Consider the following 24,671-nt stretch of genomic DNA (forward strand, 5'->3'; position numbering starts at 1 on the left):
CGAATTAACCTTACTGATCCAGCTGCAGCAAGACCGTTTCAGGACCACGCGCGAAACGGGCTCCGCGTGCGGTTATCTCAACCAGATCAAAGCCGTCCAACTGCTCACCCAGACGCAAGGACACCACACCGTCAAACCCCGAGACCAACACCACGGTTTGATCGTCTGTCTCCACCAATCCGATCAGCCGGTAATCGGCCAGCGGCGAGGCCTGAATGATGGCTTGAGACCGGGCCTGGGTGCGCCCCGGCCGTAGCCATTGCGCCAAGGGCTCCAGTGATGCGGTTTCGGACGCATGCCGCCCATGCTCACCATGATCGTCGGCCGTGCTCAGGCCTGGACCGGACAGGCCGGGCCAATACGCTCCGACCGCCCCGATCATGAGCACGAGTGTGATGCCGATAGCGGCAAGATCAGCCCGTTCACGCAGCATTGCCGGCCTCCAGCTGATATCGGCAGGCAATGGTCAGGCTGACCCGGATCCGGCCATCGGCCAGGGCCAGCAATTCCAGCTCCATGACATCAAGATCAATCAGCGCCGGCCCGGACAGCAAGCCCAGAGCCGTATCGGCATCGGCGATAAAGACGATATCAGCCGCCAGGCTCGCCGCCTCGGTGGTCAATGGCAGCTCGTAGATCTCGCTCTGCCCCAGGGCATTGGCCGGGGCGCCGGCGAGCGCCTCGGCGAACACGGTCAACCCGGATGCCAGCTCTCGCTCGGCGACAGACCGGGACAGGCGCATATCCAGCGCGCTATGTTCAAGCCGCGCCGCGGCGAGGGTCGCTTCAAGCGCTTCGGCAAGGCGTGTCTCGGCCGCTCCAAGCCGCTCGATTTCCGTTTTGAGGCTGGCCCGGGCTTCCAGGCCTTCACCCAGCTCGCGTGCCGCCAGCGCCAGCGGCAAGGCCAGCAGTATCATGAACACTGGCAGAAGCAGCGCACCGGCAAAACGCATCATGCCCGGCTGCGGACTAGTCGGCATCATCGACCTCCGGGTAAAGCGGCACCACCAGCCGGGTCTGGCGGAAATCCACCGGACCATCATGGAACTGACCGTCGAGCACGATCTGATCGCCACCGTCATAGCGCAGACGGTGCACACTATCGGGCCGCTCCGGGTCGAGGGCTGCTATTGCAGCCACGTCCAATACATGGGCCAGAACCGGCGCCGGCGCGCTGGCGATGGCCTCAAGCGCTTCAGCGCGCGCGCGCAATTGGCGGATATCAGCGATGGCAGCGGCTCGGGCGCTGTCCGCTTCGCTATTGGCGATTTCGACCTGACTGCTCCAGCTGACCAGGCAAACCAGCAAGGCGGCATAAACAAGTCCGGCCCGACGCAGGAATTTGAGCGCACCATCCCAGGGCCGGTGGGCGCCGAAAACGAAACGCGGCGCGCCATCCGCGCCGGTTTCCCCAGCAATCCGGCCGCTGGAAAACCCATCCAGCGCCTCCAGCGCGGCGTCGTAATCGGCACGCCGCACCAGGGCCAACTCGATCTCGGCCATGCCGTCGGCCTCACTCACCACCTCATAGGCAAATGCGACTTCGGCCGGCGGCAGGGGGGAAAGCTCTGCCAGCCGCAAGGCCACAGCTCGGCGACCGCGACGTAACGCTGCCGCAGAAATCCGGTCCCGGCGCCGAAATTGCCGCCCGGGAGCGATCAGGACGAGGCGTGCAGGGGCATCGGCAGCAGGCAGGCCGTCTCGATAAACCGGCGCCCCGAGCCAGGAATGTTCGAGCAAACCGCGGGCACGTTCAACGCAGTCACCGCTGATCTCGACGACCTCGCTTCGGTCACGGCGCCCCCAACGGGTCAGCCCGGCCGGCAGCACAGCACGCAGATCCGCGAGGCGGGCCGATACAAACCCGGCCAGCGCGGTCAGCCCTTCCTGGAAGGCGGTCTGGGACATTCTCAGCTCAGCCATTCAGGCAAGCCCCCGCATCACTGTCGAAATCGCACTCAAAACTGGCGCCGCCGCCGACCAAGGCTTCAATACGCCAGACGCCACGCCCCGGCTCCTCCATCTCAAGCCTGACCAGGCGCGGCAGGCCGGGGCCGGTCCAGCTCGGATACCAGGCCGCACGATCCGTGTTCTCCAATTTACCGTAATAGGCCAGCCGGGCCCGCGATAGGCCGTCAATCAGCACGACGTCATCGCTATTGGCATTGATCGCCCCCAGAGGAGTGAGCGTCATTGTCACGACACCGCCCTCCGCACGCAGTTGAATCCGGGCCGGCGTCATACGTCCCGGCAATTGCGCCAGGGTGCGCAGCCCGTCCGGCGTTCCCTCGAACTGGTCGCCAGCCAGGTCGGGCCCACGATAAGTATAAGTCAGGGCATCGCGCAGCGTCTCATTCAGCAGCAATCGGCTCTCCTGCCCGCCGGCAAGACGCACCACCCCGGCCTGGGCGTCAGCGATACCGCGCAATACCAGGACCAGGCCGACCGAGATCGAGGCCATCAGAGCCAGACCCACAAGCGCTTCAATCAGAGTAAATCCGGCCTGACGCGCGGTCATCACCCGCCCTCCGGAACAAGCTGTCCCGCCTCGAGATAAATGATCTCGAAGGTGAGGCCGGACACGCCGGTATGCGTAAGACTGGCCCGGCTCAGAACCGCGCCCGTACGAGGGTCGACCGGACGGTCGACAGGGGAAATGGCAATTTGCCATTCCGGGTAAAGTTCTGCCGTCGTATCAGGCGCCAGTCCGGCGCGCAGGCGCGCCGCGATATTCTGGGCTTCAATGGTCGCGCTTTGCACCTCCGCCGCACGCTGACCGGCCCGCAGAGATCCGGTCATGCCGCTCATCGCCGTCGCAATCACCGCAGCCGCGATGGCGCTGGCGACCAGCACCTCGGTCAGCACATATCCGCTCTCGCCCGGCCTAGCCATCCCGCACCCGCCCTGTAATGGCATCAACTTCGAGGCGCCTGCTGCCGGCGGCATTGCGCAGTTCAATCTCCAGCGCTGGCCAGGCCAGGCGCTCCGGCGGCAGGAATATCTCCTCGGCCGGCTTGAAACCATCGCCATCATCGCGCTGCCAGTGTGCACTCAGCCCGCTTGGCCAGCTGCGCTCCACCTCAAGTATCTCGATCCGGTAACCGCGGTCATGGATGACGATGACCGCCGCTTCGCCTCGGCCTCGAACCGCCAGGCGCACACGCCGAAGATCATCGGCCAGCACATCGGATTGACGCTGCAGAGCCCACTCCTGGGAGCGGCCGGACAATGACACGCCGACCAGGGACAGGGCTGTTGCCATGATGGTCAACGCAATCAGCAACTCGAACAGGGTGAAACCTGCCCGGCGATCATCCAGCCCGGTTGGAGCGTTAGCTGCGTGAGAGATCCGCATTATCGCCCTCGCCACCTTCTTCGCCATCACTGCCCAGCGTACGGATAGTGAACTGGTCGCCGGTCTCGCCCAGTTCATAGAGATAGGGCCGGCCCCACGGATCGGTCAGACCAGAGGCCTCGCGGAAGTACGGCCCCTGCCACACCGGGTCATTTTCCGGCGCCTCGACCAGGACGATCAGACCATCCTCTTCGCCCGGATAGCGGCCCATATCGATGTAGTAGAGCTCCAGCGCGGTGGCGATAGAGGCCATTTGTGCCTCGGCGACCTGGCTGCGTGATTGGCCGAGATAGCGGATCACATTGGGTGCGACGAGAGCCGCCAGAAGGGCCACGATCAGGAGAACGACGAGAATTTCCAGCAGGGTGATCCCGGCTTCCTTATCACCTCGGACAGCCGGGGTTATCGAAGAATTTTCGGTCATCAGAACACCACTTCATTGAGGCTGAGAACACCGGACATAACCGACAGGATCACGGCACCGACCGCCAGGCCGAGAAGCGCTGTCAGCGCCGGACCGATGAGATCGAGAGCACGGCTGGCGAAACGCTCCTGCGCCGACTGGCTGAGTTGAGCGGCCCGGCTGAGCATGGCGGCGAGTTCACCGCTCTTTTCGCCCAAGACGATCAGGCGCACGGTTTCCGGCTCGAACAACTGCGTCCCGTCCAAGGCGACCGACAGAGCCGTTCCGGCCCGCAATCGGGCCGCGGCCGCATCCAGGCGTGTGCGAGCAAGGGCACTGTCCAGCGTTGCCCGGGCAACACTTTCCGCCCGCGCCATGGGCGCACCGGAGGCGAGCAGGAAGCCAAGCGCACCACAATAGCGCGCCGACAGTCCATTGCGGGTGAGCGAACCGAGGACCGGCAGGTTGAGCCGGACCCGGTCGAGCACTTGCGGATAGGTCTGCGCCAGTGCCTGCACGGCGATCGCGATGGCGATCAGAACGGCGGGAAGCCAGATACCGAAATCGCGCAGGAAACCGCCCGCGGCAAAGACGAAAGCGGTCTGGGCCGGCGGAATTGCATTGGCGTTGGTGAACACCGTCTCGAATTGCGGCAGGACGAAATAGGCGAGGAATAACAGCGTCGCGAAGATGAACCCGACCAGTGCACCTGGATAGACCAATTGCCCGATCAGATTCTGGCGCATCTCGTTTTCCGCCTCGATCTGCTCGGCATAACGGCGCAGGACGGCGCCGAGATCGCCAGTCTCCTCGCCCGCGCGCGCCAGGCCGATGAGCAGGTTGGGCGGTTGGGCCGGATCGCTCGACAGCGCAGCGGTCAGGCTTTCACCGGCCATGATACGCGCCGAAATCCTTTCCAGGAAACGGCGCAACACCCGGCGCTTCTCACCCTGGGCCAGATTATTGACCGCCTCGGCAAGGCCGATCCCGGCTTCCAGAAGATCGGCGAGACCGCGGACAAAGGCCTCGGTCTCGGCAAAGCTGAGCCGGGCCCGGGCACCACTGAACGCGGCCAGGCTGACCCGCGCCGGAGAAACATCGATCGGCGTGACGCCGAGCTGGCGCACCTGGTTCAGGGCATCAGCCTCATCGCGACCGGCCAGCTCGCCGCGCACGGTCTCGCCGTCACGGGTTTCGCCAAGATAGCGCCAGATGCGAGCCGGCTCACTCATCAGGCGCCACCCAGGCCAATGGCACGGCGCACCTCTTCCGAGGAGGTCAGGCTGGCTTTCAACTTGGTCTCGGCGTCCTCGGCCATGGAGACAAAACCCTGGGCCTCGAGCGCCGGTTTGAACTCATGCTCAAAGCGAGCGCCACGAATGGCCGCGCGCAATTCATCATCGACCTCGAACGCCTCGGCCAGGGCGAGCCGGCCTTTATAGCCACTGCCTTCACAGGCTTCGCAGCCCGTGCCCTGACAGGTCTGGCAGGTCCGCCGCACCAGGCGCTGTCCGATCACGCCGACCAAGGTCGAGGCCAGGAGGTAGTCCTCCACCCCCATGTCGATCAGACGCAGGATCGCCGAGGGTGCATCATTGGTGTGCAGGGTGGAGAGAACGAGGTGCCCGGTCATCGCCGCTTGCACAGCGGTCTGCGCGGTTTCTCTATCGCGGATCTCGCCGACCATGACCACGTCCGGGTCATGGCGCAGGAAGGAGCGCAAAGCGCTGGCAAAGGTGACACCGATAGCCGGATTGGTCTGCGACTGGGCAATCCCGGCGAGGCGATACTCGATCGGATCTTCAATCGTGAGAATCTTGCGCTCACCATCGGCCAGGCGGCGCAAAAAGGCGTAGAGCGAGGTCGTCTTGCCGCTCCCGGTCGGGCCGGTGACCAGGATCAGGCCATGCGGCTTGGACAGGGCGCGTCGAGCCACGCTGGTGACCTGATCGGAAAAGCCGAGCTCGGCCAGCTCATGCAGGCTGGCATCGGGGTCGAGCAGGCGAATAACCACGCCCTCGCCGAACTGGCCCGGGACCACGGACACACGCAGATCAATCGAACGCCCCTCCACCGGAAGAGACAGACGGCCATCCTGGGCTCGGCGGCGTTCGGCGATGTCAAGATCGGCCAAGACCTTGATACGGGAGATCAGAGCCAGGGCCTGTGCGGCCGGCAAGGAACGCTCATCGCGCAGCACACCATCGACACGGAAACGCACGCCGGCATCGCGCGCGCCCGGCTCGATATGGATATCACTGGCCCGCGCTTTTACTGCCGCCGTGATCAGTACATTGACCAGGCGGACCGTCGGCGCAGCTCCGGCAAGATCGCGCAGGCGTTCGGCATCGGCGCTGACATCGACCGCATCCATCCCGTCCTCGTTGGTGACCTGGCCGAAGCGGTCCTCAAAGGCGGTATTGAACTGGGAAATCGTCACGACCATTGGCCGGATTTCCTTGCCCAGGGCAAAGCCCAGCCCGTCGATAGCGGTCTGGTGGGCCGGGTCGACAATGGCTGCGGTCACGCGACCGTTAGTCTCGCCAAGCGGCAAAATGCGCTCTCGGCGCAGGAATTCGGCATTGAGCTGAGCTTGCCAGTCGGCGTCGCCCGTCTGGGCCTGCAGATCGGCATCGGTAGCGAGGGTCAATCCGGCAGCGGCCGCAAAGCTTTCCGCCAGCATCGCTTCCGACATCAGACCAAGCTGGGAGATGATCTGGTCGACCGGCTCCCCGGTCCGCTCGGCCAGCTCGAGCGCATGGGCCGCATCGGCCGTCGAAAGACGTCCCTGGCTCTGCAATTGATCGAGGCGGTCGCGGATCGTGCTCATGGTCAAAGTCTACGGCAGGCAAGGCGCCGGGGCCAGCACCGGACCCTGTCGGCCGGCTGCGGCCCGGAATGCGAAAGCCGCGGCGAGGAAACGCCGCGGCTTTGCAACCGGTATGGCCGGTCGTCCTACTGCATGCTCAGCGGCAGGCGGACGCGGATCATGGCGCTATTGGCGTCGAGATCGCTCTCACCGACACCCTGCACCGACACCTCGCCGGACAGGATACCGCCATTGCTCAGCTCCGCATTGAAGCCGAAGCGGGCATCGGCGCGGAAATCGCCGAGGCTCGTGAGCACGCCATTGGCGTTGTAGACGTCGGCATCGTCATAGTCCCAGACACCGTTGAAACGGATGAAGGGCTCGAAATACCCGCCGTTCGGATTGTCCATCCGGTAGGCGAATTCCGGACCGAAGTTCAACCGGCCAATGGTGATGTCTTGCGACGGGATGGTGAAGCCGAGGCTGTCGGTATAGGCGCTCTGCTCCTCGGTGAAGTAGGCCAGGCCGATCTCCGGCGAGATACGCCAGCCGCCAGCGAAGTAATCACCGGTCAGATTGGCTTCGAGCAACCAGCGGTCCGTCTCGAAATCATCCCAATACGTACCGATCGGATTGACCTGGTTGTCGGACTGGCCGTAAGCGCCACGCGCGTCGAAATACATGTTTTCCGACAGGCGTGCGACGACATAGGGGCCTGCCATCCAGCCGTCACCCTCGACCCGCGAGCGCAGGGCACCGGTGACGGTTTCCGCCGTATCCCACTGGACCAGGGCACCGACCAGGACGTTCTCGGACACCATCATGTCGGCGCCGAGATAATAGATGCCGAAATCGCTTTCCGCATCGAGGCCGGCGCGGTTGTCGTCAACCGAGCTATAGGTCGCCTGGAACCAGATATCGGTCGAGCCGACACCACCCTGATTAGCCGCGGCGAAGCTGTCGCTGGTCGGCGAGGACTTCTGGTTTGCCGCACGGATGGCATTCAGGCTGGTCGAGAAGTTGGCCTGGAAGCGACCATCGCGGAAGTCAGCCGAGAAATGGTTCGGCGTCGTCGCTTCATCACCGGACCGCATGCGCTGCGCCAGGCGCGGCGAGTTGGTCAGGATCTGGTCAGCACGGGCCGCCATGAAGGAACGGATCGCCGACAGGGTGACTTCCTGGATGTAGGCCTCGTTACGGACATTGGCGAAGGTACAGACCATCGTCTCTTCAGGATCGAGGTCGATCGTGATGGTGCCATTGGCCAGGTCCACGACATTGCCACCATCGGTATCACCGGTACAGGTGATGGCCGACAGGTCCCATTCCGCATTCGCCGCCTGGCTGATGGCATAGGTGCCGCGCAGGACGGTGAAGCCGGCCGAGCTGGCCGTACCGTTGGAGGTGTTCAGCGTCAGCCCATTCACCGCCGTGATATCGGAGGCATAGGAGAAGCTGCCCTCACCGGCAATCGACGGAGCCGTCGTTGCCACGATGGTCAGACTACCCTCACGCGGTTCCAGCGTGATGGTGACCGGGATGACGATGGTGTCGAGCGTATTGGCCTTGGCCAAGCCGCCGTCCTGACCGGACGGAACGACCTCGGTGATGGTGATATTCGCCGAATAGGTCCCCGGAGCCAGATCCAGAACCGCAGCCGTGAAGCTGACGGTGAACTCGAGCGAACCTGCCGCCGGAATGGAACCGGAGGTCGGGTCGATCGTCAGCCAGGGCTGGTCCGTGGCAGCGGTGAAGAAGAAGGCCGCACCACCGGTATTGTCCAGGCTGAAGGTCGTGCTCTCAGTCGTCGGATCATCGGTCAGGGACGCGAAGGTGATCTCGACATCCGGGATCGCGGCTTCATCGATTTTCGGATCCGCGGTGAACTCGAAGTCACAGCTGACATTGTCCGCCGGGGACAGGGTGATATTCGCCGTTCCCGTGCCGGTATCAACGGTCGTGGAACCGCCGGTACACATGATGGCATCAAGCGTGAAGTCACCGAAATCATCGAGCACGACGGCATAGCTGCCCTCGGCCAGATCGTTGAAGATCGAGGAGCCGGCCTGGGCCACGGTGGTCATTGAGAAGTCACCAAGATCGCCGGTGTAATCGAACGTACCGTCCGCTGCACCGGTGATGGAGGTGGCGATGGTGACCGTGCCGCGACGCATGTCGACGGAGAAGATATCGGTCTCGGTACCATCCGTCTGGGCATTGCCATTGGCATCCGCACCACCGGTCACGGTGACGTCGATATCGCTGATATTGTCGCCATTATCCGCCACCGCATAGGTCGCCGTGTAGACCGTGTCGCCGCTGGAGAAGGCCCCAGTAGTGAAGGTCAGCGTGCCGGACAGATCATCCGAACCGAAATCAATCGCCGGAACGGTGGTCGGGTCCATCGCTTCGGAGAAGGTCACCGCCAGGGTGAAGGGCGTGCCGACATCGGCGACACCCAGCAGGGCGTCAGACGCGACGACGCTTTCAACCGTCGGCGCTGAGACATCGGCGTCGAGCGAGAACTGGGTCGCGGCGGTATTGCCATTACCCGGGCCATCGGTCGCCACATCGGCGGCAACATCCACCGTCACAGCGCCGTCAGCGGCCGGCGTGATCGTAGCACCATAGGTCGTGCCCGAACCGGTGAAGGCCGAAGCCGCACCATTCCCGACAGTGATGTCAGAGAGCTCGAAGCCGGTGACGGCTTCCGAGAAGGTGAAGCTCACATCAAACGGACCGGTCTGCACCCCCGTTGCCACAGACGCGATGATCACGTCCGGCGGGGTCAGGTCGGTGTCGACGCTGAACTGCGGAGCGGCCGTATTGCCATTACCGGCAATATCGGTCAGGCGACCGGCCGGAATGTCGACAGTCAGCGTGCCTTCCGCAGTCGGCGTCACTTCAGCCGTCCAGCTGTCACCGGAACCGGAGAAAGCGGAGAGCACACCATTGACGACGTCGACATCGATAGCGGCAAAGCCGGTCACATCTTCAGAGAAGTCAATGGTGAGGTTGAACGGACCGGACTGGATCGCCGTCGGGCCGGTGAAGGCCACGGTCGGCGGGGTGATGTCCGCATCGACGGAGAACTGGGTCGCCGCCTCGCTCGGGTTGGACACCGCATCCTGGCCAGCGCCCAGAGCGATATCGACTGTCACGGCGCCATCGGCCGCCGGGGTGATGGTCGCCTGGTAGGTCGTGCCGGAACCGGTGAAGCCGGACGCCGCACCATTGCCCACGTTCAAATCGGAGACATCAAAACCGGTGACGGCTTCAGAGAAGACGACATCGATCGTGAAGGCCCCGGTCTGGGTTGCGGTCGGACCGGTAATGGTCACGGACGGACCGTCCTGATCCAGCGTCGCCGTCGCCGTATCCGGCGTGGAGACATTGCCGGCCGCGTCGGTCAGGGTCACCGACAGGGTCAGCGTACCGTCCGGCAGGCCGGACAGGTCGATCGGCGAGATGTTCTGGCCGGCCGAAGTGATGCTTCCCGACCCCGTGACCGGGCTGCCGCCCGCATCAGAGGTGAAGCTGTAGTCATAGGTGGTCCCTACTTCAGCACCGGTGAAATCGAAGAAACCGTTCGGCGCCGAGGTGGCGTTGAAGGAGCCGGTATCAAAGCCCGCAAATCCGACGGTGAAGCCGGTCGGAGCCGTGATATCGACATCAATGCCGAACTGGGTGGCCGCGGTATTGCCATTACCAGCCGCATCGGATGCGACACCGGCGTTGACGTCGACCGTGGCCGAGCCGTCTGCAATTGGCGTCGCCGTCACCGAGTAGGTCGTGCCGGAGCCGCTGAAGCCGGACAGGCTCAGCTCGGCACTGGCATTGATGTCACCAACCACGAAATCCGCCACGGATTCCGAGAAGACGATATCGACGGTGAAAGCCGCATTGGTCGGGCCGGTTGTGGTCGAGGACACGGTCACAGTCGGCGGGGTTTGGTCATTGGTGACGGAGAACTGGGTCGCTGCGGTATTGGTATTACCAACTTGGTCGGCGGCGACACCGGCTGCGACATCGAGCGTCACAGCACCGTCCGAGGACGGCGTCACAGTGGCCGTATAGGTGTCACCGGAACCGGAGAAACCGGACAGGGCCGCGTTGCCAGGGGTGATATCACCGACGACGAAACCCGTGACGCTTTCCGAGAAGGTGAAGGTCGCGGTGAAGGCACCGGAGACCGGATCGACACTGCCATTGGTAATGGTCACGGTCGGCTGGGTCAGATCCAGCGGCGCGGTATCGGTGGCCGCAGTGCCGGCATTCCCGGACGGGTCGGTCAGGGTCACAGACACGGTGACCGTTCCTTCCGAGAGGCCGGAGAGATTGAGACCGGTGATCTGGAACTCGTTCGGAGACCCCGCGCCCGGGGTCGGAACCGTACCGGAACCTGTGAGCGGCGTGCCGCCACCGGAAGACGAGACAGAATAGCTGTAATCCGCCAGCAGTTCCGGATCGGAGACCGTGAAGGAGGCGCTGGTATTGTTCGACGGGCCATAACCGGTCTGGTCGAAGGCCACCGTGTAGCCGGACGGCGCGGCATTATCGAAACCAGAGCCGGTCAAGCCGAAGGTGTAGGGATTCTCGTCGCCATCATTATTGGCGATCGAGACCGAGGCATTGATCTCGCCCACCTCGCTCGGGTCGAACGTGACGACAAAGGTGGACGAACCGGCCGCCGCAATGGTCGAGGCGGGTTGGGTCGTTACCGTGAAATCGCTGCTACCGGTAATGCTGACCGGATTGGAGCCCAGGGTCAGATCGGCGGAGCCGAGATTCTGGATGGTGAAGGTCGCCGTCGGCGTGGCGCTGTCGATATTGACCGTGCCGAAATCGGTACCGTCAGCAACGGCCGGCGTGACATCTCCGTTGAGAATGTTGATCGTCGCGCCGCTGTCGGCGACGTTGATCTCCGGGCTGCTCACACCAGAGCCGGATACTGCAAACGTGTAGGGGTTCTCGTCCGCATCATTGGTCGCGAAGGACAGCGTGTCGGAGGAGCTGCCCAGCGCCGCCGGGTCGAAAGTCACCTCAAACGTGGTCGAGTTACCGGCCGCAACCGGGCTGGACGGCTGGCTGGTGATGGAGAAATCCGTACCCGTCACCAGAGAGACCGTACCGACCGTCAGATCGGTCGTACCGTCATTGCGGATCGTAAAGGTCCGGGTCGCCGTACCGCCGGCCACATCAGCCGTGCCGATGAAGGTGCCGTCGCCGGCGCCGGGCGTGGTATCGCCATTGACGATCTCAACACCCACACCGAGCGTTGTCGCTTCCGGCGCAGCCGTGGCAATCGCGACGGTGAAATTATTGGACGCGGTGTTATCCGCACCACCGCCATTCTGGGCGCCCGCCGCATTGTACTGGATCTCGGCCGTACCAACGCCGGTCGGCGTGAATTCAACGGTATAGTTGGCCGCATCCACAGGCGTGATGCCAATAAGGGTCACGCCGGTCAGGGTGAAATCGCTGGCATCAACACCGGTGACGTCTTCATTGAAGATCAGGTCAACGGTGAAGTTGGACGCCACAGAGAGCGGGCCGTTCGGACCTTCGATCCGCGAGGTCGGAGCAGGCACGTCAATGTCGAGCGTGTCGGTGGCGGCTGCAATCGTGACAGCACCCACATCAGAGCGCGTCGCGGCGAGGGTCGAGGTCGTGTTGACGTAATCGCCTGCGGTCGCGCCACCGGGCACGTCTACGGTCACGGTGAAGGTACAGCTCTCATCCTGTCCCAGATTGCCGCCGGTCAGGGTCAGCAGGCTGGTTCCGCTCAAGCTGGAGCCCGTACCGCAAACATCCGTCTGAGTGCCGCTCGACGAGACCAGGCCGCTCAGGGTCGCATCGAGATCATCGGTGAAGCTCAGCCCCGTGGTGGTGAAGCTACCGGCCGCCGTAATGGTGAACTCCAGCGTCACCTGATCGCCCGGGCCAGCCGGATCATTGGTGAACTCCTTGGAGAAATCGATCGTGCCCGTGCCTTCAGCACCGGCCACTTCGAAATTGGAAACAGCCGGGTCAATGACAACGGGGCCCGTCGTAGCCAGCGAGACGCTCAGCGAACTGGTCGCAACTGGATAAATGCCACCGGCAGCGCCAATCGGGGCCGTTACCGGCACCTCGATGACACAGCTTTGGCCGGCCAGAACGCTGCCGCCAGTATAGATCAGGAAAGTCGTCCCCGAGAGGGTGCCGCCACAGGTGTCCGAAGACACCGGACCGCTGGCCGCCAGACCTGTCAGACTGGCCTGGATGTTCTCGGTGAAGAAGGTGATCGTCAGATCTTCAGCCGAGGTGTTGTTGATCGTGAAACGATGGGTCGCCGTGCCGCCGGGCGCGACCGGGTCACCGATGAAATCTGACGTGAACAGAACCTGATCGGCCGGATCAACGGGCGGCGAGGCGTCATAGGCGACCGTATACAGGTTCGAGATGACGTTATCATTGCTGGCATTGTCGGTGACGGTCGTCGCCGGGAGCTGTACCGTGATCGGCGTACCGCCGGTCGGGGTCACCTCGACCTGGGCGCTGAAAATCGCGCCGCCGCCATCGCCGCCACCGCCACTGGCCAGGGCCACTGTAGCATTGGTCACATCCAGGTCGCTGACGTCAAAGCCATTCACCTGCTCGGGGGTCAGCGACACAGCATCCGTGAAGCCGATGCTGACATTGAAGGGCGCACTGACCGGGCCGCCCGGACCCGTGATCTCCGGGGTCGGCGCACCGGTGTCAGCGGACACGATGACATCCACATCAGGAATGGCCAGCGAAAACGGGGTCGCCGCGCCGTCCGGGTCGGCAATACCGGTCAGGTCAGAGTGGGTAATCGTGTAGGTGCCGGCAGACGTCGACAGGGGAACCTGGAAATTGAAGTTGATGACGCAGGACTGGAAGGCCGGCAAGCTCTCGGCAAGCCCGGTAAATCCGACCGTCCCGCCGCCATTGGCAGCCGCGACACCGTCATCATCACAACCCACGCTGAACGTACCGGCCTGCGCAGCTGCAAGGGGGATTGCAGAGTCGAGGAAGACCGTGAACTCACCGTTGTCGAAATCCATCGGGTCGGTAGAGAAGAACTGATAGGAGAGGCGAACAGATTCACCCGGCCGGATATCGAGCACAAAGGGGTTTGGGCTCGGAAACTCCTGCGCTGACACGGAGATAAAGGTCGGCGCCTGCGCCTGGGCGCCGCTGGCCATCGCCATTGCCCCTGCACCGGCCAGTGCGAATGAACGCATCACCTTGCCGGTAGAGTTAACGACAGCCTTGAATTGATCGAGCGACAGCATTGTCTATTCCCCCCATAGGCGAAGCGCGCTCCCATTGTGAATTACGTCCGCGAATCAGCGGATTGGTCGTAATGCAAAGCAACAGAACGCGTTTCTCGCGAGTCCCCCTCATAGGAACGCACTCACACCCTATACTAGCAAAATAGCAGGCAAAAGAGGTTTCGTGCCCGAAACAAGTGTTTTTTCCGAAAACCTAATTTGCACGCAGCCTTAGAGCGAAAATTCCGCAGCTGCGAAGTTAGCCCTTTCGAAAATCAGGGAAATGCGCATGCTCGGGCCGGCAAACCGCAAGCGGGAGGAGAAGAGATGAAAACACGCGCCGCCGTGGCCTTTGAGGCCGGCAAACCGCTGGAAGTGGTCGAGGTCGACCTGGAAGGGCCGAAGGCGGGCGAGGTCCTGGTCGAAATCAAGGCGACCGGCATCTGCCATACCGATGAGTTCACCCTCTCCGGCGCCGATCCGGAAGGCGCTTTCCCGGCCATTTTAGGTCATGAAGGCGCGGGCGTGGTGGTCGAGACCGGCCCGGGCGTCACCTCGCTCCAGCCCGGCGATCATGTCATCCCGCTCTACACGCCGGAATGCCGCGAGTGCGACTATTGCCTGCACCCGAAAACCAATCTCTGCCAGAAAGTCCGCGCCACCCAGGGCCAGGGCCTGATGCCGGACGGCACCTCGCGTTTCTCCTACAAGGGCGAGAAGATCCTGCATTATATGGGCTGTTCGACCTTTTCGAACTACACCGTCCTGCCCGAGATCGCGCTGGCGAAAGTGCGCAAGGACGCGCCCTTCGACAAGATTTGCTATATCGGCTGCGGCGTTACCACCGGCATAGGCGCGGTCATGTTCACCGCCAAGGTCGAGCCCAATACAAGTTGCGTCGTCTTCGGGCTCGGCGGGATCGGCCTCAACGTGATCCACGGCCTCAAACTGATCGGTGCCCGCCAGATCGTCGGCGTCGACACCAATCCCGCCAAGGCGGAGATGGCGCGCCAGTTCGGCATGACCGATTTCGTCAATCCCAATGAGATCAAGGGCGATCTGGTCGGTCACCTCGTCGAGCTGACCGGCGGCGGCGCGGATTATTCCTTTGAATGCATTGGCAATGTCGAGGTGATGCGCGCGGCGCTGGAATGCTGCCACAAGGGCTGGGGCGAGAGCGTCATCATCGGCGTCGCACCGGCCGGCGCGGAAATCCAGACCCGCCCCTTCCAGCTCGTCACCGGCCGCGTCTGGCGCGGCTCCGCCTTCGGCGGCGCAAGAGGCCGCACCGACGTGCCCAAGATCGTCGACATGTATATGGACGGCCGCATCAATATCGACGACCTCATCACCCACACCATGCCGCTGGAAGAGATCAACACGGCCTTTGATCTCATGCATGCGGGCAAGAGCATCCGGAGCGTGGTGGAGTTTTAGGGGTCGTTCATGATTTTCAATATCGTCGACAACCGAAAACGGAAATACCGCTGGAAGGACATCAACGCGGTTATCGAAGCCACAGCGCACGACAACTCCTGCCGAGATTCTGACCAGATCGACCAAGACGAGCATTACGGCCTTTGCCAAGACAAGAAACACCTGACCTGGCACGAAGCGATCGTGTGGGCCGAGCAACACCCAGCGCAGGTCACCCTCTTTCTCTATGACAAAGGCGATGGCATTGAAGGCGGTGAATAGAGGCTAGTTTTCATTGTATCGTGGGGCTCAAATGGCGAAATCCTTGTTCAACCCGGGTTTTGAGTGCTGCTTCTGCCAAGAAGCCATTGGCGCAGAGGATGAAGCCCAAGCAGTTGTGCTCTCCGCGACCAATCTGTCTGACTGGCGCATCGAACTGGAAGAAGCGCGCGAACAACAGCTCTTCGCTCACATGGCTTGCTTGATGGAGAATTGGAAAGGGCGGATGAGTTTCGAGGCCGGTGCGCTCGTAAATTCGGGATAAATTGCGTCTGGAAAGCACCCAGTGTCCACGCTATGCTATCGCTGTGATATCAGGAGGCTGAAATGGGTCAGGTGATTATCCGAAACCTCGAGGACAGCGTGCTGGCTGACTTGAAGCGGATGGCGTCCAATGAGGGCAAATCGCTGGAGCAATATCTGCGCGACTTGCTGGCCGAACGGGCCCGTTCGGACAAACAGTCTTTTTTCGAGTTCGCCAAGGGCATGCGCGAGCGATCGAAACCGGCCTGGCGCGATGCGACGGAACTGATACGCGAAGACCGAGAGCGATGAGTGCCTGCATCCTCGACGCCAGTGTTGCGGTGAAGTGGTTCATCGACGATGTTCTGACCCCGCAAGCGCTGCGGGCAGGGCATGTTTTCAACTGCTCGGCACCGACACTGATCGTGTCGGAGGTCGCGAACGGGCTCTGGAAATATGCGCGGCGGGGCGATGTAAGCGTTGCCGATTGCCGTGCGGCTCTGACCAATCTGCCTACTCTCACGGTGCTCCATTCCTCCGTCGGCCTTGTTGGCGATGCGATCGATCTTGCCGTCGAGCTCGATCACCCGGTCTATGATTGCCAATACCTGGCTCTGGCGAGGCAACAGTCGGTGCCCGTTCTTTCCGCCGACAAGCGTCTGTTGTCCCTGGCCCGCGATCGTCTCGGGCTCGAGACGATTGACCTTGCGGACATCCCGCCGGAGATACCCGCACCATGATCCTCTATGTCGACGCAGATGCCTGCCCCGTCAAAGACGAGGTGATCCGGGTCGGGGAGCGGCACCGGTCGGAAATCCTGCTGGTCTGCGATGGCGGGCTGATGCGGCCGCGCTCGCAATGGGCGAAACTGGTGATCGTCGAGGGCAAGCTGGACGCCGCCGATGACTGGATCGCCGAGCGTATCGGGCCGGGCGATATCTGTGTCACCGCCGACATCCCGCTCGCCGATCGCTGCCTCAAGGCCGGCGCCCGCGCCATCGATCCGCGCGGCAAGGCGTTTACCCCGGACACGATCGGCTCGGCTGTGGCGACGCGCAATCTGATGACCGATCTGCGCGAGACCGGGGTGATCACTTCGGGCGCAAAACCCTTCTCGCAGAAGGACCGGTCGGCCTTTCTCAACGGGCTGGAAGCCCTGATCCAGAAGGTGAAGAAGGGGCTTTGACCCTCTGTTTTTCGTCGTCACGTATGTCGTTCTTAAGGGCGTAGGACCATGCCGCGAAGAGCATGGAGGCGGCGCTGCGCGCCCTTGACCGCCCGGCTTCAACACGGCCCTATCGCCAGCATGAAGTTTAAGGGCGGTTCTGGCCCGGACTGGGATATCGACCGATGCGCCCCAGCGACATCATCGCCAATTACGGCCGCGCGGCCGACGAGCTTACGGCGCTCTATGAAGGTGTCAGCACCGAGCTCGTCTATGGCGAAGCCCTCGATCACTGGCCGCCTGCTCCGGCGCGCGCCATCGATATCGGCGCCGGCACGGGCCGTGATGCGGCCTGGCTGGCGCAGCGCGGCTATGAAGTCACCGCGGTCGAGCCGTCGCAATTGAGACAGGCCGGCCAGCACCTGCACAGCCCCAACGCCATTGAATGGATCGACGACCAACTCCCGGCCCTGACCCGGCTCGACGCGCGTGCGGGCCGCCATGATCTCGTCCTGTGCAATGCGGTCTGGCAGCACCTCGCTCCGGGCGACCGGCCCCGGGCCATGCAGGCCCTCGCCCGCCTCATCGCCCCGGGCGGCCGTCTTTGCCTGTCGCTGCGCTCCGGCCCGGCTCACCCGGACCGCCCGGCCCATCCGACCAATCCGGAGGAAAGCCTGGCCCAGGCCGAGGCACTGGGTTTGCGGCTGATCTGGCGCGGCGAGCGCGATGCGATCAAGCCCCAGGACAAGGGTGCGGGGGTGACATGGATCTGGCTGGTGCTGGAGTGCAGCTCACCCCCTCCTCGCCCTTGATGGGCGAGGTGGATTGCGGCGCAGCCGCAAGACGGAGTGGGTGCGCGCCGCAGGCGCCAAGAGAACTCACGACAGTAGCGATGATTTTAGCAGCGGCTTCGCCGCGCCACCCACTCCCCCGCTGCGCGGGACCTCGCCCATCAAGGGCGAGGAGGGCGTTGAGACGGGCTGGCGACACCTCTATGTCCAGCTGCTAGACAGTCGAAGCAGGCAATAGAGGACGGATCGCGATGGACCGCATCAACCAATGGGCTTCTTTTGGCGGCGAGCTGGCCGTGTTCGATCATGACAGTGCGGTCTGTGGCGTTCCGATGCGCTTTGCCGTCTTCACCCCGCCGCAGGCCAAGTCAGGCCCGGTGCCGGTCCTCTGGTATCTCTCCGGCCTGACCTGCAACTGGTCCAATGTGATGGAGAAGTCCGGCCTGCAGCGAGCGGCCAGCGAGCACGGCGTCATGGTCATCGCACCGGACACCAGCCCGCGCGGTGAAGAGGTCGCCGATGACGCGGCCTATGATCTCGGCCAGGGCGCCGGCTTCTACCTGACGGCGACGCAGGCGCCCTGGGCGCCGCACTTCCAGATGGATCGCTATATCACCGAGGAATTGCCGGCCCTGATCGCGGAAAACTTCCCCGCTGATGTGAGCCGCCAGGGCGTTTTCGGCCATTCCATGGGCGGGCATGGAGCTTTGACCCTGCACCTGAAACACCCGGAGACCTATCGCTCGGTCTCGGCCTTCTCGCCCATTGTGGCACCCAGCCAGGTGCCGTGGGGGCGCAAGGCCTTCACTGCCTATCTCGGTGCGGATGAGACCGCCTGGGCACACTATGATGCTTGTGAACTGGTCCGTACCCGCCCCAGCGCAGCGCATATTCTCATCGATCAGGGCGAGGCGGATCAGTTTCTGGAAGAGCAACTCAAGCCGGAACTGTTCGAGGCCGCCTGCCGCCTGGCCGGACAAAGTCTCACCGTGCGCCGCCAGCCCGGCTATGATCACTCATACTATTTCATCGCCAGCTTCATCGAGGACCATATCGCCCATCATGCCCGGGTGCTGACCTAGACCTGCCCCTGCGACGGAATATCCAATAGCGCCCTTCCCGTTTAAAAAGTAAGGTTTTCGCGTTCGATTAACGCCATACTTTTCAAGCAGGTAGATGCCACCCTCTCTTGTCGCCTACGGACGATTGCTGCTCGACAGCCTGCGCGATCTGGCGCCGATCATCCTCGTGGTGGCGTTTTTCCAGATCGCCGTCCTGCAACAACCCTTCCCCGATCTGCCCCGGATTATTTTCGGGCTGGTCGCCGTCCTCATGGGGCTGGCGCTGTTTATCCGCGGCCTGGAGATCGGCCTCTTCCCGATCGGTGAAAGCATGGCCGGAGCCTTCGCCCGCAAGGGTAATGTCTGGTGGCTGATGGGATTTGCCTTCGCCCTTGGATTTGGCACCACCGTCGCCGAGCCGGCGCTGATCGCCGTCGCCGCCGAAGCCGCCAGCGTCAAAGCCACCGAAGGCGCGCTGGCGGAAGCCGATCAGGCCTCCTATGCGCTGGGCCTGCGCTATACCGTCGCCGTATCCGTCGGCGCCGCGCTGGTTCTGGGGGTGATCCGCATCCTCAAGGGCTGGCCGATCCAGTTCCTGATCATTGGCGGCTATATCCTCATCGTATTGCTGACCCAGTTCGCACCACGCGAGATCATCGGCATTGCCTATGACAGCGGCGGGGTGACGACCTCCACCATTACCGTGCCGCTGGTCACCGCCCTGGGCATCGGCCTCTCAACGGTAATCAAGGGGCGCAATCCGCTGATCGACGGTTTCGGCCTGATCGCCTTTGCCAGCCTGACCCCCATCCTCTTCGTCCTGCTCTACGGCATGGTGGTCTAGATGCTCGACGCGCTGATCCAGATCCTCACCACCCTGGTGACGACTTTGCGCGACGTTGCGCCGATCGCCCTGATCCTCGGCTTTTTCCAGATCGTGGTGCTGCGCCAGCGGGTGCCGCATCTGAAACAGGTTCTGATCGGTTTCGTTTATGTGATCCTCGGCCTGGCGCTGTTCCTGGTCGGGCTGCAAGAGGCGCTCTTCCCGCTGGGCGAGACCATGGCCCGGCAATTGACCGACCCGGCCTTTATCTATGGCGGCGAGGCCATCCCCGAGGACCGCGACTGGACCAAATACTACTGGATCTACCTCTTCGCCTTCACCATCGGCTTTTCCACCACCATCGCCGAACCTTCGCTGATCGCCGTCTCGCTGAAAGCCGATGAAGCCTCCGGCGGCGCCATCTCGTCCTGGCCGCTGCGCATTGCCGTCGCCGTCGGGGTGGCCTTGTCGATCGCGCTGGGCGCCTTCCGCATCGTCACCGGCACGCCGCTGCACCTTTACATGATGGTCGGCTATGTCCTGGTCGTGGTGCAGACCATGTTCGCGCCGAAAGAGATCGTGCCGCTGGCCTATGATAGCGGCGGTGTCACCACCTCGACCGTAACAGTGCCCCTGGTCACCGCCCTCGGCCTCGGCCTGGCGTCCACGGTTCCCGGCCGCAGTCCGCTGATCGACGGCTTCGGACTGATCGCGCTGGCGAGCCTGTTCCCGATGATCACGGTGATGGGCTACGCTCAGGGCTCTGCCGCCTGGGCCGCCTGGCAGAGAAAACGCACAAAGGCCGTACTGGCCGCGACCGGACCGCACCCGGAGCCGCCACAAAGCGCGCTCGAGGCGCACATGAAACCCACCGAAACCACACCGGAAACGGACGCAAGCGCGGCCCTGATGAAGGAGGATGGCGAGCATGAAGTTCAAGCTGATAATCGCCCTGGTGACCGACGAGAAGACTGACGAGGTCACCGAAGCCGGCCGCAAGGCCGGCGCCACCGGGTGTACCGTCATCACCGCTGCCCGCGGTGAAGGCCTCAACCCGCCCAAGACATTCTTCGGCCTGACCCTGGAAGGACAACGCGATGTTGCCCTCTTCCTGGTCGAAGCTCATATGAGCCGTTCCATCCTCGAAGCCATTGGCGAGGCTGGACAATTTGACGATGAGGCAGGCGCAGGGGTCGCCTTCCAGATCGATATCGAGGATGCTGTCGGCCTGTCCAGCCAGCTGCCTGAAATCAAACGAGAGATTGAAGACAAGATATGACCGGAACCGATTATGTTCAGGTGCGCGAGGTGATGACCCCCTCGCCCATCGCCATTGACGGCCTGGCGACTGTCGACCAAGCCGTTGATCTCATGCGGGAAAAGAATGTCAGCTCGCTGGTCGTCGACAAGCGCGATGAGTCGGACGAGTACGGCATCCTCGCCGTCCATGATGTCGCCGAACAGGTCATTGGCCAGGACCGCTCTCCCGAGCGTGTCAGCGTTTATGAAATCATGTCCAAACCGGTGCTCAGCGTCGACATCGCCATGAACGTCAAATACGCCGTCCGCCTGCTGACCCGTTTCCGCCTGACCCGGGCGCTGGTGCTGCAGGACGGCAAGGTTGCCGGCTTTGTCACCCTCCGCGACCTGGTCCTGCGATCCATGGCCAAACCCTCGTGAGCACTGACGATATCCGCATTGAGCGCAAGGGTGCGCGGGCCGATCTCATCCTCAACCGGCCGCGGCGCCATAATGCGCTGACCGAAGCCATGTGGCTGGCCATCCCCGAACTCCTCGCCCCGCTGGCCGAGGATGAAAGCCTGCGCCTGCTGGTGGTGCGCGGAACCGGGGGAAGCTTCGCCTCGGGCGCGGATATCGGCGAGTTTGAAACGGCTTACGCCACCCTGGAACGGGCTGAGACCTATTCCAATGGGATTGCTGACGGGCTCAATGCCCTCGCCGATTTTCCCAAACCGACCCTGGCAGCCATTGAAGGCGTCTGTATTGGCGGCGGCTGCGGGCTGGCACTGGCCTGTGACCTGCGTTTCGCGGCTGAAGGCAGCCGCTTCGGGATTACACCGGCCAAGATGGGGCTGGCCTACCCGTTCAATGACACCAAGCGACTTGCCGAGGCCGTCGGCCTGTCGACGGCTAAGGATTTGCTGTTCACCGGTCGCCATGTCAGCGCCGACGAGGCGCTGCAGATCGGCCTCATCGACCGCCTGCTGGAGCCTGGCGCGCTGGCCGAAACCGTCAGTGACTACGCGGCCTTACTGGAGACGCGGTCGAGCGTGACCGCGCGCATCACCAAGGCGATGCTGACCCGCCTGGAAGCGGGCCAGACAGATGAGGACGCCATTACCCGGCAATGGTTCCTCGACGCCTTTACCAGCGCCGATTTCAAGGAAGGATATCGCGCCTTCCTCGACAAGCGGGCACCGGATTTCAAGCGCCGCCAGGACTGATCAGGCTTTCGCCTTGAGACCTTCGATCACATCCGACCATTCCGGGTGACGATCGGCTTGTGCCTTGAGGAAGGGGCAGAGCGGCACGATGGTGAAGCCGTTTTCCCGGGCTTCAGCCACAATATGACGCGCCAGCGCCGATCCGACGCCCTGGCCCTTGAGACTTTCGGGCACACCGGTGTGATCGACAATGATGCGGGTCGGGCTGAGGCGCGAGAACGTCATCTCGCCGACATCGTCCTGACCGGCGATGTGGGCGACATAGCGGCCCTTGGAACCGGTTTCTTCCAGCGTGAACGTGATATCGGACATGGCGGGCCTCCCTGGCAAATTGTGTTGATGCAGACATAGGCGCGCGGCCGGGCGAAAGAAACGGGTGCTCCGGCGAAGCTTTGTTTCCCCCGGAGCAATAATCACTTCGCCCGGCTCAATCCTTCAGCACGCCTAGACGAGCTCGGCATCGGTCATGATTTCCAGCAGGGCCGGACCGTCATGAGCAAGCGCCTCGGTCATGGCTGCATCCAGCTCCTCACGGCTTTTCACGGTACGGCCGTAACCGCCGCACGCGCGGGCGAAACCGGCGAAGGTCGGATTGACCAGGCTGGTCTGCCAGACCGGCCAGTTCCCGGCCCGTTGCTCCTTGGTGATTTTGCCCAGCTGGGCGTTGTTGAGGAGAATGTGGGTGATGTTCATGCCGTATTTCACAGCGGTGGTGAATTCCATGGCGTATTGGCCGAACCCGCCATCACCGGACACCGAAATTACCTTGCGGTGGCGGTGTTCCTCAAAATCCTGCGTCGCGGCCCAGGCGCCCATCGCCGCCGGGAAGGCAAACCCGATCGATCCCAGATAGCCTGACATCATCACCCGCTGGCCCTGGGGTTCGAAATAGCGCCCGAAGGAATAAGTATTATTGCCGACATCAACGGCGATCGCGGCCTCGTCCGGTGCCAGCCGGGTCAGGGCATCGAATACCGCCGCAGCAGCCAGCCCCTGACCGCGGTCTTCGCCCTGGCGGCGCTTTTTTTCTTCCCGCCAGATGTGCCAGCGTTCCGCCAATTCCTCGCGCTGATCGATGGCAGCGAGCTCACGATTGCTGATGAGATGACGAATAATCCCCACCGTGCGCCGGACCTCGCCCCAGACCGGATAGGTAACGGGATGGAATTTGCCCAATTGCATGCGCTCGAAATCAACCTGCACGATCGGCTTTTTCGGCTCGATCCCGGAATGATTGGAGAAGGACGCCCCAAGCGCGATTATGAGATCGCATTCATTCATGAACCAAGAGGCGATCGGCGTGCCCGAGCGGCCGACCACGCCAGCGGCGAGTGGGTCACTGTCGGCGATCTGCCCCTTGGCCTTGAAGGTGGTCACCACCGGAGCCCGCAACTCTCGCGCCAGCGCGGCGATCTGATCCATCCCGTCACGCGCGCCATAGCCGACGATGATCAGCGGGCGCTTGGCCTGGGCGATCGCCTCCGCGGCCGCAGCGACCTCCTCCTGGGGCGGCGCAATATCGCCGGACGTCAGACGTCCGCGCGGCGCCGCAGCGGCCTGGTCCGAGGGCAGGGTCTGAACATCGTCCGGGAAGATCAGGTGCGCCACATCACGCTCGACAATCGCCGTCTTGCAGGCGAGCGAGGCCAGCTCCGCGTGATTGGAGGAGTTCAACACGGGTTGTGAGAAACGGGTGACCGGATCAAAAGCCGATTTCAGATCGATATCCTGGAAAGCGCCCGGACCGAAGACCTGGACCTGGACCTGGCCGGTCAGAGCCAGAACCGGTGCCCGGTCCACCTTGGCGTCCCAAAGCCCGGTCAGGAGATTGGTCGCGCCGGGTCCGGCGATGGCCAGACAGGCTGCCGGTTTGCCCGACAGTTTGGCATAGCCGGAACAGGCGAATGACGCGGCCCCCTCATGCCGGATGCCGAAATAGGACAGCTCACCGGCTTCCTCGCGCAGGCGCAAGGCATCGGCCAGGCCGAGATTGGAATGCCCGACCATGCCGAAGCAGGATTTGATGCCCCAATTGACAAAGGTCTCGGCCATCACATCGGTGACGGTGCGCGCATGCGCGGGCTCCGGCTCGACGCCGACATAAATGCCATCCTCGCGCACTTCGACCGGATAGGTCTCCTGGCCCGCATCCTCGTGGCCGCCCGGAGGCGCACCGGTGAGCGGATCGAAATCCCAGCCATGCCAGGGGCAACGCAGCCAGCATTTATCGTCGACGCCCTTTTCGATCGACCCCTCGCCGAGCGGGCCACCCTGGTGCGGACAGTGATTATCCATCGCCGCGTGCTGACCGTCGAAATGTACCAGCGCGATAGAATGGGTCCCGGCGGTTGCGGATTTGACCCGGCCCTCAGCCAGTTCATCGCCTTCAGCAACCTTGTGCCAGTCCAGCTCGGTCTGTGTATCGCTCACCCGCTTCTCCCTGCGCTTGATTGCCGACCGCTTTAGCATCGGGCGGGCGCGTGCAGACCATCACATCTGGCTCGCGAAGTCGTCAGGAAACGCGATCACAATTTTCGATGCCCGACTGATTCCGGTAGTTTAGGACCGGTTGGCAGCTTAG

General features: G+C 63.1%; 24 protein-coding genes and 1 pseudogene. 13 read left to right on the top strand and 12 right to left on the bottom strand.

Going from position 1 to position 24,671, the window contains the following annotated elements; genetic code table 11:
- Positions 1-10: 10 nt before the first annotated feature.
- The 10 genes from Q1V57_RS06775 to Q1V57_RS06820 form a co-directional block, all read right to left on the bottom strand.
- A complete protein-coding gene (locus tag Q1V57_RS06775; RefSeq protein WP_300528941.1) occupies positions 11-433 on the bottom strand; it encodes a hypothetical protein in 423 nt (140 codons plus the stop codon).
- Positions 423-980: a hypothetical protein gene (locus Q1V57_RS06780; RefSeq protein WP_300528944.1), complete on the bottom strand. Its 558-nt coding sequence runs from the start codon at positions 978-980 to the stop codon at positions 423-425. The genes Q1V57_RS06775 and Q1V57_RS06780 overlap by 11 nt, the downstream gene beginning before the upstream one ends.
- Positions 970-1,923, bottom strand: a complete 954-nt coding sequence (locus Q1V57_RS06785; protein ID WP_300528947.1) for a hypothetical protein — start codon at positions 1,921-1,923, stop codon at positions 970-972. The genes Q1V57_RS06780 and Q1V57_RS06785 overlap by 11 nt, the downstream gene beginning before the upstream one ends.
- On the bottom strand, positions 1,916-2,518 hold the full coding sequence (locus Q1V57_RS06790; RefSeq protein ID WP_300528950.1) for a prepilin-type N-terminal cleavage/methylation domain-containing protein: 603 nt from the start codon (positions 2,516-2,518) through the stop codon (positions 1,916-1,918). Before Q1V57_RS06790 ends, Q1V57_RS06785 begins: the two co-directional genes overlap by 8 nt.
- Entirely contained in the window at positions 2,518-2,892 is a 375-nt protein-coding gene (locus Q1V57_RS06795) for a hypothetical protein (RefSeq protein WP_300528952.1), read from the bottom strand. The genes Q1V57_RS06790 and Q1V57_RS06795 overlap by 1 nt, the downstream gene beginning before the upstream one ends.
- A complete protein-coding gene (locus tag Q1V57_RS06800; RefSeq protein WP_300528954.1) occupies positions 2,885-3,355 on the bottom strand; it encodes a type II secretion system protein in 471 nt (156 codons plus the stop codon). The genes Q1V57_RS06795 and Q1V57_RS06800 overlap by 8 nt, the downstream gene beginning before the upstream one ends.
- Entirely contained in the window at positions 3,333-3,779 is a 447-nt protein-coding gene (gene gspG, locus Q1V57_RS06805) for a type II secretion system major pseudopilin GspG (protein ID WP_300528956.1), read from the bottom strand. Before gspG ends, Q1V57_RS06800 begins: the two co-directional genes overlap by 23 nt.
- Positions 3,779-4,990 carry a type II secretion system F family protein gene (locus Q1V57_RS06810; protein ID WP_300528959.1) on the bottom strand — a complete coding sequence of 404 codons (1,212 nt, stop codon included), beginning with the start codon at positions 4,988-4,990 and terminating at the stop codon, positions 3,779-3,781. The genes gspG and Q1V57_RS06810 overlap by 1 nt, the downstream gene beginning before the upstream one ends.
- Entirely contained in the window at positions 4,990-6,588 is a 1,599-nt protein-coding gene (locus Q1V57_RS06815) for a GspE/PulE family protein (protein ID WP_300528962.1), read from the bottom strand. Before Q1V57_RS06815 ends, Q1V57_RS06810 begins: the two co-directional genes overlap by 1 nt.
- Before the next feature lie 125 nt (positions 6,589-6,713).
- Positions 6,714-13,868 carry an Ig-like domain-containing protein gene (locus tag Q1V57_RS06820; protein WP_300528965.1) on the bottom strand — a complete coding sequence of 2,385 codons (7,155 nt, stop codon included), beginning with the start codon at positions 13,866-13,868 and terminating at the stop codon, positions 6,714-6,716.
- A gap of 306 nt (positions 13,869-14,174) precedes the next feature.
- On the opposite strand from Q1V57_RS06820, the gene Q1V57_RS06825 reads away from it, so the two are divergent.
- The 13 genes and pseudogenes from Q1V57_RS06825 (at position 14,175) to Q1V57_RS06885 (ending at position 22,090) form a co-directional block, all read left to right on the top strand.
- The gene (locus Q1V57_RS06825) at positions 14,175-15,284 is read left to right on the top strand and encodes an S-(hydroxymethyl)glutathione dehydrogenase/class III alcohol dehydrogenase (protein ID WP_300528967.1); all 1,110 of its coding nucleotides are present in this window, start codon (positions 14,175-14,177) and stop codon (positions 15,282-15,284) included.
- Between the two features lie 9 nt (positions 15,285-15,293).
- Positions 15,294-15,545, top strand: coding sequence for a hypothetical protein (locus tag Q1V57_RS06830; RefSeq protein WP_300528970.1), 252 nt, complete (start codon positions 15,294-15,296; stop codon positions 15,543-15,545).
- Between the two features lie 31 nt (positions 15,546-15,576).
- Entirely contained in the window at positions 15,577-15,807 is a 231-nt protein-coding gene (locus Q1V57_RS06835; RefSeq protein WP_300528972.1) for a hypothetical protein, read from the top strand.
- A 62-nt stretch (positions 15,808-15,869) separates the two neighbouring features.
- Positions 15,870-16,097 carry a hypothetical protein gene (locus Q1V57_RS06840; RefSeq protein ID WP_300528974.1) on the top strand — a complete coding sequence of 76 codons (228 nt, stop codon included), beginning with the start codon at positions 15,870-15,872 and terminating at the stop codon, positions 16,095-16,097.
- Positions 16,094-16,525 carry a type II toxin-antitoxin system VapC family toxin gene (locus Q1V57_RS06845; protein ID WP_300528976.1) on the top strand — a complete coding sequence of 144 codons (432 nt, stop codon included), beginning with the start codon at positions 16,094-16,096 and terminating at the stop codon, positions 16,523-16,525. The genes Q1V57_RS06840 and Q1V57_RS06845 overlap by 4 nt, the downstream gene beginning before the upstream one ends.
- A complete protein-coding gene (locus Q1V57_RS06850) occupies positions 16,522-16,971 on the top strand; it encodes a YaiI/YqxD family protein (protein WP_300528978.1) in 450 nt (149 codons plus the stop codon). Before Q1V57_RS06845 ends, Q1V57_RS06850 begins: the two co-directional genes overlap by 4 nt.
- Before the next feature lie 164 nt (positions 16,972-17,135).
- Complete coding sequence (locus Q1V57_RS06855) at positions 17,136-17,762, top strand: class I SAM-dependent methyltransferase (protein ID WP_300528981.1); 627 nt, start codon at positions 17,136-17,138, stop codon at positions 17,760-17,762.
- 230 nt (positions 17,763-17,992) lie between these two features.
- Positions 17,993-18,823, top strand: a complete 831-nt coding sequence (gene fghA / locus Q1V57_RS06860; RefSeq protein ID WP_300528983.1) for an S-formylglutathione hydrolase — start codon at positions 17,993-17,995, stop codon at positions 18,821-18,823.
- Positions 18,824-18,917: 94 nt separating this feature from the next.
- Positions 18,918-19,646, top strand: a complete 729-nt coding sequence (locus tag Q1V57_RS06865; protein WP_300528986.1) for a DUF1538 domain-containing protein — start codon at positions 18,918-18,920, stop codon at positions 19,644-19,646.
- Positions 19,647-20,384, top strand: a pseudogene (locus Q1V57_RS06870) (DUF1538 domain-containing protein); the annotation flags it as partial. It abuts the gene before it with no gap.
- A gap of 169 nt (positions 20,385-20,553) precedes the next feature.
- Positions 20,554-20,904, top strand: coding sequence for a P-II family nitrogen regulator (locus Q1V57_RS06875; RefSeq protein ID WP_300528990.1), 351 nt, complete (start codon positions 20,554-20,556; stop codon positions 20,902-20,904).
- Positions 20,901-21,305 carry a CBS domain-containing protein gene (locus Q1V57_RS06880; RefSeq protein WP_300528993.1) on the top strand — a complete coding sequence of 135 codons (405 nt, stop codon included), beginning with the start codon at positions 20,901-20,903 and terminating at the stop codon, positions 21,303-21,305. The genes Q1V57_RS06875 and Q1V57_RS06880 overlap by 4 nt, the downstream gene beginning before the upstream one ends.
- The gene (locus Q1V57_RS06885) at positions 21,302-22,090 is read left to right on the top strand and encodes an enoyl-CoA hydratase-related protein (RefSeq protein WP_300528996.1); all 789 of its coding nucleotides are present in this window, start codon (positions 21,302-21,304) and stop codon (positions 22,088-22,090) included. Before Q1V57_RS06880 ends, Q1V57_RS06885 begins: the two co-directional genes overlap by 4 nt.
- On the opposite strand, the gene Q1V57_RS06890 is transcribed toward Q1V57_RS06885, so the two are convergent.
- Together Q1V57_RS06890 and Q1V57_RS06895 are read right to left on the bottom strand one after the other, a co-directional pair.
- Entirely contained in the window at positions 22,091-22,402 is a 312-nt protein-coding gene (locus tag Q1V57_RS06890) for a GNAT family N-acetyltransferase (RefSeq protein ID WP_300528999.1), read from the bottom strand. It lies immediately after the preceding gene.
- Positions 22,403-22,534: 132 nt separating this feature from the next.
- Entirely contained in the window at positions 22,535-24,520 is a 1,986-nt protein-coding gene (locus Q1V57_RS06895; RefSeq protein ID WP_300529001.1) for a thiamine pyrophosphate-dependent enzyme, read from the bottom strand.
- Positions 24,521-24,671 lie beyond the last annotated feature (151 nt).

This window comes from Maricaulis sp. (assembly GCF_030149425.1).
Taxonomy (GTDB): Bacteria; Pseudomonadota; Alphaproteobacteria; order Caulobacterales; family Maricaulaceae; genus Maricaulis.